The organism is Mesorhizobium sp. M0701 (assembly GCF_040320365.1).
GTDB lineage: Bacteria > Pseudomonadota > Alphaproteobacteria > Rhizobiales > Rhizobiaceae > Mesorhizobium.
Genome location: NZ_JAMYPO010000029.1, coordinates 11,654 through 26,873 on the forward strand (window position 1 = coordinate 11,654; position 15,220 = coordinate 26,873).

14 protein-coding genes are annotated in these 15,220 nt (G+C 64.3%); 11 read left to right on the plus strand and 3 right to left on the minus strand.

What is annotated here, in order from left to right; genetic code table 11:
• Window positions 1-17 precede the first annotated feature (17 nt).
• The 3 genes from NKI24_RS23795 to NKI24_RS23805 all read right to left on the minus strand — a co-directional run bounded on the left by NKI24_RS23795 (window position 18) and on the right by NKI24_RS23805 (window position 3,009).
• The gene (locus NKI24_RS23795) at window positions 18-497 is read right to left on the minus strand and encodes a MarR family winged helix-turn-helix transcriptional regulator (protein ID WP_023676846.1); all 480 of its coding nucleotides are present in this window, start codon (window positions 495-497) and stop codon (window positions 18-20) included.
• Entirely contained in the window at window positions 497-2,068 is a 1,572-nt protein-coding gene (locus NKI24_RS23800; RefSeq protein ID WP_352748869.1) for a phytoene desaturase family protein, read from the minus strand. The genes NKI24_RS23795 and NKI24_RS23800 overlap by 1 nt, the downstream gene beginning before the upstream one ends.
• A 149-nt stretch (window positions 2,069-2,217) precedes the next feature.
• Window positions 2,218-3,009 (minus strand): cyclase family protein, encoded by a 792-nt coding sequence (locus tag NKI24_RS23805; RefSeq protein WP_352448556.1) that lies wholly within the window; start codon window positions 3,007-3,009, stop codon window positions 2,218-2,220.
• Between the two features lie 117 nt (window positions 3,010-3,126).
• Here NKI24_RS23805 and NKI24_RS23810 point away from each other — a divergent pair, with 117 nt between their 5' ends.
• From NKI24_RS23810 to NKI24_RS23860, 11 genes are all read left to right on the plus strand, one after another.
• Window positions 3,127-4,701: a phytoene desaturase family protein gene (locus tag NKI24_RS23810; protein ID WP_352748872.1), complete on the plus strand. Its 1,575-nt coding sequence runs from the start codon at window positions 3,127-3,129 to the stop codon at window positions 4,699-4,701.
• Between the two features lie 107 nt (window positions 4,702-4,808).
• Window positions 4,809-6,335, plus strand: coding sequence for an ABC transporter substrate-binding protein (locus tag NKI24_RS23815; protein ID WP_352448554.1), 1,527 nt, complete (start codon window positions 4,809-4,811; stop codon window positions 6,333-6,335).
• 64 nt (window positions 6,336-6,399) lie between these two features.
• Window positions 6,400-7,407: an ABC transporter permease gene (locus NKI24_RS23820; protein ID WP_352448553.1), complete on the plus strand. Its 1,008-nt coding sequence runs from the start codon at window positions 6,400-6,402 to the stop codon at window positions 7,405-7,407.
• Window positions 7,400-8,248 (plus strand): ABC transporter permease, encoded by an 849-nt coding sequence (locus tag NKI24_RS23825; protein ID WP_352448552.1) that lies wholly within the window; start codon window positions 7,400-7,402, stop codon window positions 8,246-8,248. Before NKI24_RS23820 ends, NKI24_RS23825 begins: the two co-directional genes overlap by 8 nt.
• Window positions 8,245-9,135, plus strand: coding sequence for an ABC transporter ATP-binding protein (locus NKI24_RS23830; RefSeq protein ID WP_352448551.1), 891 nt, complete (start codon window positions 8,245-8,247; stop codon window positions 9,133-9,135). The genes NKI24_RS23825 and NKI24_RS23830 overlap by 4 nt, the downstream gene beginning before the upstream one ends.
• Complete coding sequence (locus tag NKI24_RS23835) at window positions 9,128-9,958, plus strand: ATP-binding cassette domain-containing protein (RefSeq protein WP_352748877.1); 831 nt, start codon at window positions 9,128-9,130, stop codon at window positions 9,956-9,958. Before NKI24_RS23830 ends, NKI24_RS23835 begins: the two co-directional genes overlap by 8 nt.
• 80 nt (window positions 9,959-10,038) lie before the next feature.
• Window positions 10,039-10,638: a VOC family protein gene (locus tag NKI24_RS23840; RefSeq protein WP_352748880.1), complete on the plus strand. Its 600-nt coding sequence runs from the start codon at window positions 10,039-10,041 to the stop codon at window positions 10,636-10,638.
• Between the two features lie 143 nt (window positions 10,639-10,781).
• The gene (locus NKI24_RS23845; RefSeq protein ID WP_352448548.1) at window positions 10,782-13,076 is read left to right on the plus strand and encodes a bifunctional salicylyl-CoA 5-hydroxylase/oxidoreductase; all 2,295 of its coding nucleotides are present in this window, start codon (window positions 10,782-10,784) and stop codon (window positions 13,074-13,076) included.
• The gene (locus NKI24_RS23850) at window positions 13,073-13,846 is read left to right on the plus strand and encodes an SDR family NAD(P)-dependent oxidoreductase (protein WP_352448547.1); all 774 of its coding nucleotides are present in this window, start codon (window positions 13,073-13,075) and stop codon (window positions 13,844-13,846) included. Before NKI24_RS23845 ends, NKI24_RS23850 begins: the two co-directional genes overlap by 4 nt.
• Complete coding sequence (locus NKI24_RS23855) at window positions 13,840-14,310, plus strand: MarR family winged helix-turn-helix transcriptional regulator (protein WP_023676834.1); 471 nt, start codon at window positions 13,840-13,842, stop codon at window positions 14,308-14,310. The genes NKI24_RS23850 and NKI24_RS23855 overlap by 7 nt, the downstream gene beginning before the upstream one ends.
• A complete protein-coding gene (locus tag NKI24_RS23860; RefSeq protein WP_352448546.1) occupies window positions 14,307-15,119 on the plus strand; it encodes an enoyl-CoA hydratase family protein in 813 nt (270 codons plus the stop codon). Before NKI24_RS23855 ends, NKI24_RS23860 begins: the two co-directional genes overlap by 4 nt.
• Window positions 15,120-15,220: the final 101 nt, after the last annotated feature.

Below are 15,220 nucleotides of genomic sequence, written 5' to 3' on the forward strand. Positions count from 1 at the left end.
GATGGCGGCGCGTAAGATCAGATGTCGTGCTTGCGAATGTTCTTCAGCATCTTCTGCAATGTCGCGATCAGCGCCGCGTATTCGGCATCGTCGACATCGTCGAACATTGCCTCGAAAGCGTCGTGCATGGCCGGCCAGGCGCGCGCGAACTCGGCGCGGCCATCGTCGGTCAGGAACACATGGCGGATACGGCTGTCGGTGACCCCCTGCTCGCGCCGCACAAACCCTTGCCCCTCCAGCGTGTCGAGCGTGCGGCTCAAGGTCGACTGCTCGATGACGGTATAGACCGAGAGATCGTTGACGGTGACGCCATCGGTGACCGACAGCACGGCCAGCGTGCGCACCTGCGGAATGGTCAGGCCCTGCCTGCGGAAATTGTCACGCAAGGTGGCGTTGTAGCGGCCCATGATGCGGTTCATCAGATAGGGCGCGAACTGCTGCAAGCCGATCTGGCCCAGGGTCGAGATGCGCTGGCGCTTTTCAACCTTCTGTTCCATCACAGCCTCCCCGCCAGCAGGAAACCGGAGCCGCCGCCAAGCCCGGCGCCGGGGTGGGTCGAGGCGCCGATATGGTAGAGGCCCTTGATCCCGGTGGCGTGATTGCGGCTCGTCTTGAACGGCCGCCACAGAAACGACTGGTCGATAGCCGAGGAACCGCCATAGGGGTCGCCGCCGACCAGATTGATGTTCATCGCTTCCAGGTCGGCCGGCGAACAGGCGCGGCGTGCGATGACGCTGTCCTTGAACCCATCGATATGGCTGGCGAGGATCGCTTCGGCACGGTCGGCATAGGCTTCGCGCAGCGCCTCGGTCCAGCGACCGTCTGCCGGTGTTTGCAGTTTGCCGGCGGCATCGCCCTTGATATGCCGTGGCGCCTCGGGCAGTTGCAGCCACAGGACCGCCTTGCCGTCCGGGCAGCGCGATGGGTCGAGCGCGTGCGGCTGGCCGACGCACATGGTCGGCACCTCCGGCAGCATGCCGCGCACGGCTTCGTTGCAGGCCTTCGAGACGCCGTCGAGCCCCGGCGTCAGATGCAGCAGCGCGACCTTGTCCAGGCCCTCGCCGCGCCATGCCGGCGGCTTGTCCAAGGCATAGTGGATCTGGAAATTGCCCTTGCCGTAGCGGTATTTTTGCGCTGCCTCGACGTCGGCTTTCGGCGCCGCGTCGCCGAGCAGCCGCTGGTAGAGCTGGGTCGGCGTGACCGAGCAGATGACGCTCTTGTTCACGTTGATCGTTTCGCCCGAAGCCAGCCGCACGCCGGCGGCGCGGCCTCCGCTTTGGACAATAGCCGCGACGTCGGCGCCGGTGCGGATTTCGCCGCCACGTTCCCTGATCAGGGCTTCGAAGGCGGCCAGCAGATTCCTGGCACCGCCCTTGACGATCGGCGCGCCGGCCGCCTCAAGCGCGAAGGCGATGACCTTGGCGATCTGGCCGGAGAACGCGTCCTCAGGCCCGAGGCCGGCATGCAGCACCCAGGGCGCCCACAGCGCGCGCATGGTTTCCGACTGGTAGGTGCTTTCCAGCCAACCGCGCGCCGGCACCAGCGCGCTGCCGAGAAAGGCGGCAAGGCCACGCGGGCCGCGCCGCCAGGCTTCACCCGCCAGCAGCCTGGCCGTCGGGTAGGACCACAGGCTGCCACCGAGCAGTCCGAACAGCAGACCGGCGTTGCGCTCGATCTCGCCGACATCGTTTGCGTGCCGGTCGCCGTCGCCCGCGGCAAGCGCATTGATCGCCGCTACATTGGCGATACGATCGATGCGCAGGACGGCATGGCTGCCGTCCGGGCGCAGCACACCGGTCGGCGTGGAGGTGTTGCAAAACTCCAGGCCGTGCCGGGCCAGATCCTTGCCCAGCGCCGCATAGGCCGGCGAGGTGATGAACAGGACAAAGGTCGTCGCCATCACGTCGTGGATGAAGCCGGGCGCGGTGATTTCTTCGGTGCGCATGCAGCCGCCGATGCGGTCGTTGCGCTCGAGCACCAGCACCTTCGCCCCCTTGCCGCCAAGCATCGCCGAACAGACCAGCGCGTTGATGCCGCTGCCGACGACGATGTGATCGGGAGCGCTCATCGATGCGTGCTCCTAGCCGGCAGGAGTTCAATTGCAGAGATTGGCGCTCTACCGCGCCGTAGAGCCGCAGCTTTGCAAGGCTGCCGCTCCCACTCCGTCACCACAGTGCCACTTCCACACATGATCTTCTCCCGAAGACCGCAGCTATCCTATTGCCTTGGCACCAACGCCAACGCGCGGATCGGGCTGCCGGTGCCGTGCTCGATCTTGAGCGGCGCGGCGATCAGGATCGCGCCTTTCGGCGGCAGCCGGTCGAGGTTGCAAAGGCTGGCGAGGCCGTAGCGGTTAGCCTTGTGCATCAGGCTATGCGCCGGGAACGGCGGCTCCATTCCCCCTGCTTTTCCAGCATCCGTGCCGATCGTCTCGCTGCCCCAGCCCTTGATGTCCTTGCTAATCAGATACTGGATGGCTTCGGCGGTCGGGCCAGGCGTGTGCGGTCCGGTCTCATTGGCGTTAAGGAACTCGGCTTCCGAGCCGTTGCGCTTATACCAGTCGGTGCGCATCACCACCCACTCGCCGGGGTTGATAGCGCCATGTTCGGCTTCCCATGCCTTGATGTGATCGACGGTGAGCAGGAAATCGTGATCGCCTGCCGCTTGCTTCGAACAGTCGATGACGTTGACCGGGCCGACGAAGTTCTGCGCCGGAATGGTGTCGGTGGCGCCGTCCGGATAATCCTTGCCGGTGATCCAGTGGTTGGGTGCGTCGAAATGCGTGCCCGAATGCTCGCCGAGCTTGAGCCAGTTCCACGCCCACCACGGACCGTTCTTGTCATAGGCGGAGATGGCGTGGATCTCGATCTTCGGCGTGTCGACCGCCAGTTCCGGCGGCAGCTTGATCAGTGGCGTGTTGGGCCCGAGCGGCGCCGTCAGGTCGACCACCTGGATGGCGCCTGAAAGCAGCTGGCCGGCGACTTCGCCTAGAAGTTGTTGTGTATCCATGGTCTCTGTTCCCTCTTTCTCGATGGTGCTGAAGGCTCTCGCGGCCCTTAATATCCTACTAGACGAAAACATATGCATCTGCAATTATCTTTAAGCATAAAGGAAATGGGACGGGGCGTGAGCGAGTTCGACGCCATATTTGTCGGAGCAGGCCACAACAGTCTGGCATGCGCCGCGCATCTGGCGCTCAAAGGCTGGAAAACGGCAGTTTTCGAGCGTAATGCAACGATCGGCGGCGCCGTCCAGACGCGCGAATTGACGCTTCCGGGCTTCCGGCACGATTTCGGCGCGATGAATCTCAGCCTGTTCGCCGGCTCGGCCTTTCACAAGAAATATGCAAATGAATTGAAAACCCACGGGCTGGAATTCGCGCCGGTGGCCGATTGCTTTGCCAGCGCCTTCCCGGACGGAAGCTGGTTCGGCGTCAGCAGCGACCTGGAAAAGACCGCCTCGCGCATGGCCGCTTTTTCCGACGCCGACGCACAGACATGGCGCCGTCTGGTTGCGGCATTCCCGGCGGAGGCCGAGCATCTGTTCCGGCTGCTGGGCTCGCCGATGAGCGGCCGTGCGCTCGCCGGCACCGCCTGGAACCTCTGGCGCAAGAAGGGTTTGGCCGGCGCGCTCGATACCGGTCGATTACTGCTTTCCTCACCCCGCGCGTGGCTCGAGGAGACTTTCCAGTCACCGCATGTCAGGGCGACGCTGGCCACCTGGGGCATGCATCTCGATTTCGCGCCCGATATCGCCGGCGGCGCGGAGTTCCCTTACCTCGAATCCATGGCCAACCAGTGCTTCGGCATGGTGCTCGGCAGAGGCGGCGCCGACACGATTATCCGCGCTTTGTCGGGCATGCTCACGGCCGCCGGCGGCAAGATCGTCACCGGGGCTGATGTCGCCGAGATCACGGTTTCGGCCGGCAAAGCGACCGGCGTGCGGCTCGCTTCCGGCGAGACCCACACAGCCACCAAGGCCGTCATCGCCGGTGTCGCGCCCAAGGCGCTGACCGGGAAACTGTTGCCTAGCGGATCGGGCGACACCGGCTTCGACACGGCCGTGAAAAAACTCCGCCACGCGCCGGGGACGTTGATGATCCATCTGGCGCTCGACGACCTGCCGGACTGGCGCGCCGGCGCCGAGCTTCGGCAGTTCGCCTATGTGCACCTTTCGCCGTCGCTCGACGCCATGTCGCTGACCTACCAGCAGGCGATGGCAGGCATGCTGCCGGACGAACCAGTGCTGGTCGTCGGCCAGCCGACGGCCGTCGATCCCTCGCGCGCGCCGGACGGCAAGCACGTGCTTTGGGTGCAGGTGCGCATGCTGCCGGCCGAGATTGTGGGCGATGCGGCGGGCACGATCGCGGCGGCTCACTGGGACGAGGCTAGGGAGCACTACGCCGAGCGCGTCCTCGACATTATCGAGCGCCATGCGCCCGGCCTTCGTCGGAAGATCCTCGGCCGCGCCGTGTTCTCGCCCATCGACCTCGAACGCGAGAACCCGAACCTTGTCGGCGGCGACCAGATCTGCGGCAGTCATCATCTGGCGCAGAATTTCCTGTTCCGGCCGGCGCGCGGTTACGCTGGCTGGAACACGCCGGTCGGCAATCTGCACCTGACCGGGGCGGCAACATGGCCCGGCGCCGGCACCGGGGCGGCGTCGGGCTTCATGCTCGCGCAACAACTTGGCGGGAGGTAGGCTCCATTTTTCATCTAGGGTGAAGGAGGACAAGGCGCGGTTGCCCAAGGAGCCTGAACCCACCGATTGACAACGACACCGCGCATAAAAGCAACAGGGGAACGACCATGACAATCAACAGACGAGAATTGCTCGGATATGGCGCGGCCGCACTTGGCGCCACGGCGCTCGGCCTGCCGCAAATCGCCAAGGCTGCCGGCGAACTGACCATCGCCTACAATGTCAATTTGCCGTCCTGGGACCCGACCACCGGGCCTTCGGCGGTCAACCCGACCATCCAGGGTCTCTACCAGTCGGTGTTCGACCAGTTCATCCCGCAGAAGCCGGATCTTTCTTTCGCGCCCGGCCTGCTCACCGAATGGGGCTGGAACGAGGGTCGCAGCAAGATCATGATGACGGTGCGCGAGGGCGTCACCTGGCATGACGGCTCGCCATTCACGGCCGAAGACGTGGTCTGGTCGCTGCAGCGGGCGGGCGATGAAAAGACCGGCAACCCGATCCAGTTCGTCTGGAAGAACGTCAACAACTTCAAGATCGACGGCAACAAGATCACCGGCGACGTCGTGCAATTCGACCCGGTGTATTTCAAGTGGATGTCGTTCCTGACCGGCTACATCATGCCGAAGACCTATTACGAAAAGGTCGGCGCCGAGGGTTTTGAGAAAGCCCCGATCGGCACCGGGCCCTATATGGTCGACAAATTCGAGCGCAACGCCTTCCTGCGGCTCAAGGCCAACCCGAACTACTGGGGCGGCAAGCCGGCCTTCGAAAACGTAACCATCAAGTTCGTCACCGATGCGGCGAGCCGCGTCGCCGAGATCGAGTCCGGTTCCTCGCAGGTGACGCTGGAAATCCCCTATGAGGAATATGACCGCCTGATCGCCAAGGATGGACTTGCCGGCTCGTGCAAGAACGTTTCCGACATCGGCATGATCTTCTTCAACGACATCGACGTGATGCTGGACAAGAACGTGCGCCAGGCAGCGGTGATGGCCGTCGACAAAAAGCTTTTGGTCGACCGGCTGCTGCGCGGTTACGGCCAGCCCATCGATACGCTGGAGACGCCGGAATACGCGGCCTACGATGCGTCGATCAAGGTGGAGCACAATCCGGACAAGGCCAAGGAACTGCTGGCCGCCTCCGGCTATTCGCCGGAAAAGCCGGTCAAGTTCACGATACAGACGACCAAGGGCTTCAAGCCCAAGGACTACGAGATGATCCAGGCGATCGTCGGCATGTGGCGCAAGGTCGGCATCGAGGCGACGATCGAGGTCTACGAGATCGCCAAGCACTACGAGCTGCGCGCCGCCGACAAGCTGGCGCCGGCGGCCTTCTACAATTGGGGCAACGCCATCGGCGACCCGACCACCTCGACCGGTTTTGCCATGTATGGCCCGAGCCCGCATTCGGTGTGGGACAGTCAGGATCTGATCGACATGATCAATCCACTATGGGGCGAGAAGGACGAGGCCAAGCGCATTGCCGGCTGGAAGGCCGTCGACAAATACATCGCCGAACAGGCCTATGTGCTGCCGCTGATCCAGTATGCGCAGCCGATCGTGCATGCCAAGGGCGTCAATGTCGTGCAGCATGTGTCGGGCGCACTTCTGCCGGCGCTGATGAGCCCGGCCTGAGACAGTCTTCGGCTTGTCGCGCGCCGTCCGGAATGACGGCGCGCATTTTCCGCCACGGGCGACCATGCTGCTGCAAAGATTCCTGATCCGTCTTCTGACGATGGCGATCACGCTGTTCGGCGTGGCCGTCGTCGTCTTCGTCGTCATCCGTGTCGCGCCAGGCGATCCGATCGCGATGATGCTGCCGCCCGGTGCAACCGATGCCGACATCGCGCGTCTGCGCGCGCTTTACGGGCTGGACAAGACCATCGTCCAGCAATTTTTCATCTGGCTGGCAGGTGTCGTCAGGGGCGATTTCGGCACTTCGATTTCGCTCCGGCAGGATGTTCTGGGCCTGGTCTTCAACCGCCTGCCGGCGACGCTGGAACTCGCGATCGTCGCGCTTGTGATGGCGCTGGCGATCGGCGGCACGACGGCGATCCTCGGCGCGCGCGAACGCGGCACCGCGGTCGAAGCCGGCATCGACATTGCCAGCGGTGCGGCACTCTCGATTCCCGATTTCCTGTGGGGCCTGGTGCTGATCCTTTTGTTCGGCGTGCTGGTGCCGGTTTTCGACATTTCCGGCCGGGTGTCGCCGCAACTCGATCTGCCCTTCGTCACGCAATTCTATCTGTTCGAAAGCATCGTACGGCTGCGCTTCGACCTGACCAGGGACCTGCTGGCACACATGCTGATGCCGGCGATTGCGCTGGCGCTGCCACTGGCCGCGATCATCTCGCAGCTGCTGAAACAGTCGCTGAAGGAAGTGCTCGACCTCGACTACGTCGTGCTGGCGCGGGTAAAGGGCTTTTCGGAAACGCAGGTCATCCTGCGCGAGGCGCTGAAGAACGCGGCCCTGCCGACGCTGACGCTGGTCGGCGTGCAGTTCACCTTCCTGATCGGCGGCACGGTCATCGTCGAACGACTGTTTTCCTATGAAGGTCTCGGCAACATGGCGATCGATGCCGTCATCAACCGCGACCTGCCGCTGATCCAGGGCATCGTCCTGGTCTTCGCGCTGCTGTTCGTGCTGATCAACCTTGCCGTCGACATGATGTACGCCCTGCTCAATCCGAGGCTGCGCCATGGATGAGGCCCGCATTTCAAGACATGGCTCGCGCGCCCGCCTGTGGCTGGCCGGCGGCTGGCTGCTGATTGCGCTGCTGGCCGCAATTCTTGCGCCGTTGGTCGCGCCGCAGGACCCGCTGGCGCAGGATTTGATGCTGGAGCGGCTGCCGCCGTTCTGGCTGAGCGGTGCTGAGCCCGGCTACTGGCTCGGCACCGACAGCCTCGGCCGCGATCTTCTGTCACGGCTGATCTTCGGTGCCCGCATCGCCTTCATCGTCGCCTTCGCGGCAGCCCTTGCCGCCTGCCTGGTCGGCTCGACGCTGGGGCTGATCGCCGGCTATTTCGGCGGCTGGGCCGACCGCATCATCTCGCGCATCGTCGATGTCTGGATGGCGTTTCCGCCGGTGCTGTTTGCCATCCTTTTGGTCGCAGTGCTCGGTACCGGCTTGAGCTCGGTTATCATTGCCATTGCCGTAATCGACTGGACGCGCTTCTGCCGGGTGATCCGCGCCGAGACGTTGGGCCAGTCGCGCATGGACTATGTCGAGAACGCCCGCATCGCCGGCTACGGCCGCATCGGCATCATGCTGCGCGAAGTGCTGCCCAATGTGGTGCCGTCGATCGTCGCGCTGCTGTCGCTGGAGATGGGCATTGCCGTCATCGTCGAGGCGATCCTGTCCTTCGTCAATCTGTCGATCTCGACCGACGACCCAACCTGGGGCGGCATCATCGCCGAGGGCCGCCTGTCGATCCATCAGGCCTGGTGGGTGCTGGTGTTCCCGCTGGTCACGCTGATCCTGACAGTGCTGTCGTTCAGCCAGTTCGGCGAAGGTCTCAGGGCACGTTTCGATCCGGTGCTGCGATGAACGCGCTGGCGAAACCCTGCCTTGACATACGCAGCCTTAGCGCGGTGCTGCCTGATGGCTTGCGCGTGCTGCGCTCGGTGTCGCTCGCCGTCGAGCCCGGCGAGGTGCGCGCGCTGGTCGGCGAGAGCGGCGCCGGCAAGACGATGATCGGCAAGGCGGTGCTTGGCGTGCTGCCCTCGAGCGTGCGCATCGTCGAAGGCGACATGCTGCTGGAGGGCGAGGACCTCGGCAAGCTTCAGCCAAAGGCAAGGCGCACGCTGATCGGCGCGCGCACCGCGCTGATCCCGCAGGACCCGCTGACCGCGCTCAATCCGTCACGGCGAATCGGCCCACAGATGACCGACCGGCTGGTGCGCATCCTCGGCTGGAGCGGCGAGAAGGCCGATACACGCATTCGCCAATTGCTGGACGAGGTGCAGATTCGCGACCCCGAGCGTGTCCTCAAATGCTATCCGCACGAGCTGTCCGGCGGCATGCGCCAGCGCGTGCTGATCGCCGCGGCGTTTGCAGCCGAACCAAGGCTGATCGTCGCCGACGAGCCGACCACGGCGCTCGACGTGACTGTGCAGAAGCAGATCCTGCGGCTGATCGCGCAACTGCAGCGCGAGCACGGCACGGCGATCCTGTTCGTTACCCATGATCTCGGCGTCGTCGCCAAGATCAGCCAGAAGGTCTCGGTGCTCTATGCCGGCAAGGTGGTCGAGGAGGCCGAAACGGCCGCTCTCTTCGCCGCTCCGCAGCACCCCTACACGCGAGCGCTGATGGCCGCGACGCCACGCTACACCGACCCCTTCGCTTCGCTGAAGCCGGTGGACGAGGCGGTGCTGGCCGGGCTTGCTTCGGAGATCGCCGCCGCCGATCAGGCCTGGAGGCGCCTGCATGGCTGAGCCGCTGTTTTCCGTGCGCGGGCTGAAGGTCGCGCTGCCCGACATGACGCGCAAGCCGCTGATCGGCCGCGCGCCCTTGGCCGAGATCCTGAAAGGGCTGGATTTCGACCTGCCAAAGGGATCGGTGACCGGCATTGTCGGCGAATCCGGCTCCGGCAAATCGACGCTTGGCCGCGCCTTAGTGCGGCTTCTGGAGCCGAGCGCCGGCAAGGTCATCTTCGACGGCCGCGACATCACACATCTGCCTGAGGCCGAGCTCCGGCCGCTGCGCCGCAATCTGCAGATGATCTTCCAGGATCCGATGTCGTCGCTCAACCCGCGCCGCACCATCTTCAGCATCATCGCAGCACCGCTCAAGCAGAACGGGCTTGGCGACAACCTCAGGGATCGTGTCGCGGAGGCGCTTCAGCGCGTCGGCCTGCCGCAAGGCTTCGCCAGCCGCTATCGTCATGAATTGTCGGGCGGCCAGCGCCCGCGCGTCGGCATTGCCCGCGCGCTGGCGCTGTCGCCGAAATTCGTGCTGGCCGACGAGATCGTCTCCGGCCTCGACGTGTCGACGCAGGCGCAGATCCTGACGCTGCTGGAAAAGCTTGCAGCGGAGATGGGCCTGACCGTTGCCTTCATCAGCCATGACCTGTCGGTGATCCGGCGGCTCTGCCGGCAAGTGATCGTCATGCGCGAAGGCGCGATCGTCGAAGCCAGCGCGACCGACGCTTTGTTCGAGCAGCCGCAGCAGGGCTACACGCGCGATCTGCTCGCCGCCATTCCGCTGCCCGAGATCGATGATGCCTGGCTACTTCCCGCCGCAAAGGCGCCGGCATGAAACACAATCCTATTCGCACGCTAAAGAGCGGGCCTCAGGCGTGCACCCGGCAAAATGTCCCGCGATGGAGGATGACTGACATGAAGAATGCAATCCGCTACGCAGTGCTCACCGCCACCGTGCTGGGAGGCATCGGCACGGCTTACGCCAGTTCCATTCCCGGCATGCGTGGCCACGACCACACCGGCGTCACCGTCCCCGACATGGAGCAGGCGGTCGATTTCTTCACCGAGGTGGTTGGCTGCAAGAAGGCAATGTCGTTCGGCCCGTTCGCCGACGACAAGGGCACATTCATGCAGGATCTGCTGGGCGTCGATCCCAAGGCGGTGATTGAGGAGATCACCCTGATCCGCTGCGGACACGGGTCGAACATCGAGCTGTTCAAATACACCGCGCCGGACCAGAAGGACCTGACGCCTCGCAACAGCGACATAGGCGGCTTCCATATCGCCTTCTATGTCGACGACATCGCCGCCGCAAAAGCCTATCTTGACGGCAAGGGCGTCAAGACGCGGATGGGACCGCTGCCGGTTACCGAAGGCCCTGCCGCCGGCCAGACCATCCTCTACTTCCAGGCGCCCTGGGGCTTGCAGTTGGAAGCGATCAGCTATCCCAATGGCATGGCCTATGAAAAAGATGCGGAGACGGTGCTGTGGAGCCCGAAGAACCCGGAAAAATAGCCCGGGGCGTCCCTGGCCTGCGCAAGCCGACTGCCGGCAAGCTGGGTTTCTGGGGCGGATTGTTTCAATCCTGAAACTTCAAGCTTGAATTAATCCGTCTCAGGCGTAAACTCGACAAACAGAAGCGAAGAGGAGATCGCACGATGAAAGTTGCGGTTCTCGGCGGCGGACCAGCCGGGCTCTACTTTGCAATCTCGCTGAAGCTCAGGGATGCCGCGCATGAGGTCACGGTGTTCGAGCGCAACCGTGCCGATGATACGTTTGGCTGGGGCGTCGTGCTGTCGGCCGAAACGCTGGCGAACCTGACCAAGAACGACCCGGTCAGCGCCGTGTGGATCCGCAAGCATTTCGCCTATTGGGACGATATCGCCGTCATCCATGACGGCGTGCGCACGGTCTCGACCGGTCACGGCTTTTGCGGCATTGGCCGCAAGCGGCTGCTCACGTTGCTGCAGCGGCGGGCGCGCGAACTCGGCGTCAAGCTGGCCTTCGAAACCGACATAGCCGATCCCAAGCCATATATGGAGACGCACGACCTGGTTGTCGCCGCCGACGGGTTGAACTCGAAAGCGCGGAGCGCCTTCGTCGACGTGTTCAAGCCCGATATCGACATTCGTAGATGCAAGTTCGTCTGGCTCGGCACCCACCAGAAATTCGACGACGCCTTCACCTTCATCTTCGAAAAGACCGAGCATGGCTGGGTGTGGGCGCATGCCTACCAGTTCGACAGCGATACCGCGACCTTCATCGTCGAATGCAGCGAGCAGACCTGGCAGCGCTTCGGCTTCGGCGCGATGTCGCAGCAGGAATCGATTGCCGTCTGCGAGCGCATCTTTGCCCGTCATCTCGGCGGCCACGCGCTGATGACCAACGCCAATCATATCCGCGGCTCGGCGTGGATCAATTTCCCGCGCGTCTTGTGCGAACGCTGGTCCTACAAGAACCTGGCGCTGATGGGCGACGCGGCGGCGAGCGCGCATTTCTCGATCGGTTCCGGCACCAAGCTGGCGCTGGAAAGCGCGGTGGCGCTGGCCGACTATGTCGAGTCCGAGCCAGACCTCGAGGCCGCCTTTAGCAAATATGAGGACGCCCGCCGCACCGAAGTGCTGAAGCTGCAGTCGGCGGCGCGCAATTCGCTCGAATGGTTCGAGGAGGTCGAGCGCTATCTCGGCCTCGATCCGGTGCAGTTCAACTATTCGCTGCTGACGCGTTCGCAACGCATCAGTCACGAGAATTTGCGGCTGCGCGATGCCGAATGGCTGGCCGGCGCCGAGGAGTGGTTCCAGCGCCAGGCCGGCGCCGGGGGCAACAATCTGCGTCGCGCGCCGATGTTCGCGCCGTTCCGGCTGCGCGGCATGGCGCTGCAGAACCGCGTCGTCGTCTCGCCGATGGCGCAGTACAAAGCGGTCGACGGCTGTCCGACCGATTGGCATTTCGCCCATTACGCCGAACGGGCCAAGGGCGGCGCCGGTCTCCTCTATATCGAGATGACGTGCGTCAGCGCGGAGGGCCGCATCACGCCTGGCTGCCCCGGTTTCTATGCGCCCGAGCATGAGGTCGCCTGGAAGCGGCTGGTCGAGTTCGTCCATGCCGAAACCGAGGCCAAGATCTGCGCCCAGATCGGCCATTCCGGTGCCAAGGGGTCGACCAGGCTCGGCTGGCAGGGAACCGACGTGCCGCTGCCCTCAGGCAATTGGCCCGTCATGGCAGCGTCTTCCGTGCCGTGGTCGCGGGAAAACCAGGTGCCGAAGGCGATGGACCGCGCCGACATGGATATGGTGCGCGACCAGTTTGTCGCTTCGGCCGAGATGGCGGCGCGCTGCGGCTTCGACATGCTCGAAATCCACGCCGCGCACGGCTATCTCCTGTCCTCCTTCATCACGCCCTTGACCAACCGGCGCACCGACTCCTATGGCGGCTCGCTGGAAAACCGCATGCGCTACCCCTTGGAAATCTTTCATGCGGTGCGCGCCGCGTGGCCGGCCGAGAAGCCGATCTCGATGCGCATCTCCGCTAATGACTGGCTGGGCATCGAAGGCGTGACGCCGGCCGATGCCGTAGAGATCGCGCGGCTGCTGCATGAGGCCGGCGTAGACATCTGCGACGTATCGGCCGGCCAGACTTCGGCCGTGGCAAGACCGGTCTATGGCCGCATGTTCCAGACGCCGTTTTCCGATCGCATCCGCAACGAGGTCGGCATGGCGACGATGGCGGTCGGCAATATCTATGAGCCGGACCACGTCAACTCGATCCTGATGGCGGGCCGCGCCGATCTCGTCGCACTGGCTAGGCCGCATCTTGCCGATCCGTATTGGACGCTGCACGCGGCCGTCACGCTTGGCGATCGCGGCGTCAAATGGCCGGATCCCTATCTGCCCGGCCGCGACCAGCTCTACCGGCTGGCCGAACGCGAAGCGGCAGCGGGGTTGAAAGTATGAGTGCCGCGGCGACGATTTCGGGGCGTCATGCGCTGGTCACCGGCGGCGGCTCCGGCGTCGGCCGCGCGATCGCGCTGGCGCTGGCCGGCGCGGGCATTGACGTGACCATCTGCGGCCGGCGCGTGGAGCCGCTTGCCGAGGTCGCCGCGGAGAACAAGTCCATCTTCGCCATTGCCGCCGACGTCACCGACGAGACGTCGATGGCGTCGCTCTACGAGGCAGCGGAAGCGGCACGCGGAGCGTTCGACATCGTCGTTGCCAATGCCGGCATGTCCGGCAGTGCCCCGGCGCAGCGGACCTCGCTGGCAGACTGGCAGCGCACGCTCGACGTCAACTTGACCGGTGCGTTCCTGACGGTGAAGCCGGCGTTGGCCGGCATGGCAGTGCGCAAGACTGGCCGTATCATCTTCGTCGCTTCCACCGCCGGACTGAAAGGTTATCCCTATGTCGCAGCTTACGTTGCCGCCAAGCATGGCGTCGTCGGCCTGATGCGGGCACTCGCCGTCGAGACCGCCAAGTCCGGCATAACAGTGAATGCCGTGTGCCCAGGGTTTGTCGAAACCGAGATGCTGGAGAGCACCGTCCAGCGCATCGTCCAAACGACCGGCCGCTCGTCCGAGCAGGCACGGACAAGCCTAGCCGCGACCAACCCGCAAGGCCGCTTCATCCAGCCGGAAGAAATTGCGGCCGCGGTACTTTATCTGTGTGGCGACGCCGCCCGGTCGATTACCGGGCAGACGATTTCGATCTCCGGAGGTGAGACATGGTAGCCGGTCCCCTGCCCGCCCCGTCCGGACCCGGCAAGGACCGCCTGCGGCTGTGGATACGCCTGCTGCGCGCCTCGCGCACCATCGAGGCCGAGCTGCGCGAACGACTGCGGCAAGAGTTCAACACAACGCTGCCACGCTTCGACGTGATGGCCGCGCTCTACCGCGCGCCGGAGGGCATGCTGATGAGCGATCTTTCGCGCTTCCTGCTGGTGTCCAACGGCAATGTCACCGGCATCATCGACCGGCTGGTCTCGGAAGGGTTGGTGATGCGGGCCCGACGCAATGGCGACCGCCGCACCTCGATGGTGCGGCTGACGGAAGAGGGATCGAAGATTTTCGCCGTGATCGCCGCCGCGCATGAAAAATGGGTCGGCGAGTTGCTGGGCAATGTGAGCGAGGATGAGGCGCGCCGGCTGACCGGCATGCTGACCTCCTTCCGCAGCAATTGGGAGGGACGGGAATGACGAAGCTGGCCGGCCGCAAGCCGAAGCATTTCCTCTGGCAGGTCGAAGGCAAGATCGCAAAGATCCGGCTCGATCGACCGGAGCGCAAGAACCCGCTGACCTTCGACAGCTATGCCGAATTGCGCGACATATTTCGCGACCTTGTCTACGCCGATGATGTCGATGCTGTGGTGTTCCTGCCCAATGGCGGCAATTTCTGCTCGGGCGGCGATGTCCACGAAATCATCGGCCCACTGGTCAAGATGGACATGAAGGCGCTGCTCGCCTTCACCCGCATGACGGGCGATTTCGTCAAGGCGATGCTGAATTGCGGCAAGCCGATTATTGCGGCGGTCGATGGCGTGGCGGTCGGCGCCGGCGCGATTATCGCCATGGCCTCCGATATCCGCATCGCCACGCCCCAGGCCAAGACAGCATTCCTGTTCACCCGCGTCGGCCTTGCCGGCTGCGACATGGGCGCCTGCGCGATCCTGCCACGCATCATTGGCCAGGGCCGCGCCGCCGAGCTGCTCTATACCGGCCGCACGATGAGTGCCGAGGAAGGCGAGCGCTGGGGCTTCTATAACCGGCTGGTCGATGCCGCAACGCTTGAGGCCGACGCGCTCGACATGGCCGCGTGCATCGTTTCCGGCCCGACCTTCGCCCATGGCATGACCAAGACGCAGCTGAACCAGGAATGGTCGATGGGTCTCGACCAGGCGATCGAAGCGGAAGCGCAGGCGCAGGCGATCTGCATGCAGACCCGCGATTTCGAGCGGGCGTACACGGCTTTCGTGGCTAAGGAGAAGCCGGTGTTCGAGGGAAATTGAGATGATCGCTTCCACGCTGGCGGGACAGCACCCCCCTCTGGCCTGCCGGCCATCTCCCCCTCAAGGGGGGAGATTGGATATCAGGCCCGCTTTCGCCAATC

Coding starts and splice junctions, on each gene's coding strand:
- NKI24_RS23825 (WP_352448552.1), top strand. CDS start 7,400: ATGGATGAGGCCCGCATTTCAAGACATGGCTCGCGCGCCCGCCTGTGG.
- NKI24_RS23805 (WP_352448556.1), bottom strand. CDS start 3,009: ATGGATACACAACAACTTCTAGGCGAAGTCGCCGGCCAGCTGCTTTCA.
- NKI24_RS23800 (WP_352748869.1), bottom strand. CDS start 2,068: ATGAGCGCTCCCGATCACATCGTCGTCGGCAGCGGCATCAACGCGCTG.
- NKI24_RS23830 (WP_352448551.1), top strand. CDS start 8,245: ATGAACGCGCTGGCGAAACCCTGCCTTGACATACGCAGCCTTAGCGCG.
- NKI24_RS23850 (WP_352448547.1), top strand. CDS start 13,073: ATGAGTGCCGCGGCGACGATTTCGGGGCGTCATGCGCTGGTCACCGGC.
- NKI24_RS23815 (WP_352448554.1), top strand. CDS start 4,809: ATGACAATCAACAGACGAGAATTGCTCGGATATGGCGCGGCCGCACTT.
- NKI24_RS23795 (WP_023676846.1), bottom strand. CDS start 497: ATGGAACAGAAGGTTGAAAAGCGCCAGCGCATCTCGACCCTGGGCCAG.
- NKI24_RS23840 (WP_352748880.1), top strand. CDS start 10,039: ATGAAGAATGCAATCCGCTACGCAGTGCTCACCGCCACCGTGCTGGGA.
- NKI24_RS23835 (WP_352748877.1), top strand. CDS start 9,128: ATGGCTGAGCCGCTGTTTTCCGTGCGCGGGCTGAAGGTCGCGCTGCCC.
- NKI24_RS23845 (WP_352448548.1), top strand. CDS start 10,782: ATGAAAGTTGCGGTTCTCGGCGGCGGACCAGCCGGGCTCTACTTTGCA.
- NKI24_RS23820 (WP_352448553.1), top strand. CDS start 6,400: ATGCTGCTGCAAAGATTCCTGATCCGTCTTCTGACGATGGCGATCACG.
- NKI24_RS23860 (WP_352448546.1), top strand. CDS start 14,307: ATGACGAAGCTGGCCGGCCGCAAGCCGAAGCATTTCCTCTGGCAGGTC.
- NKI24_RS23855 (WP_023676834.1), top strand. CDS start 13,840: ATGGTAGCCGGTCCCCTGCCCGCCCCGTCCGGACCCGGCAAGGACCGC.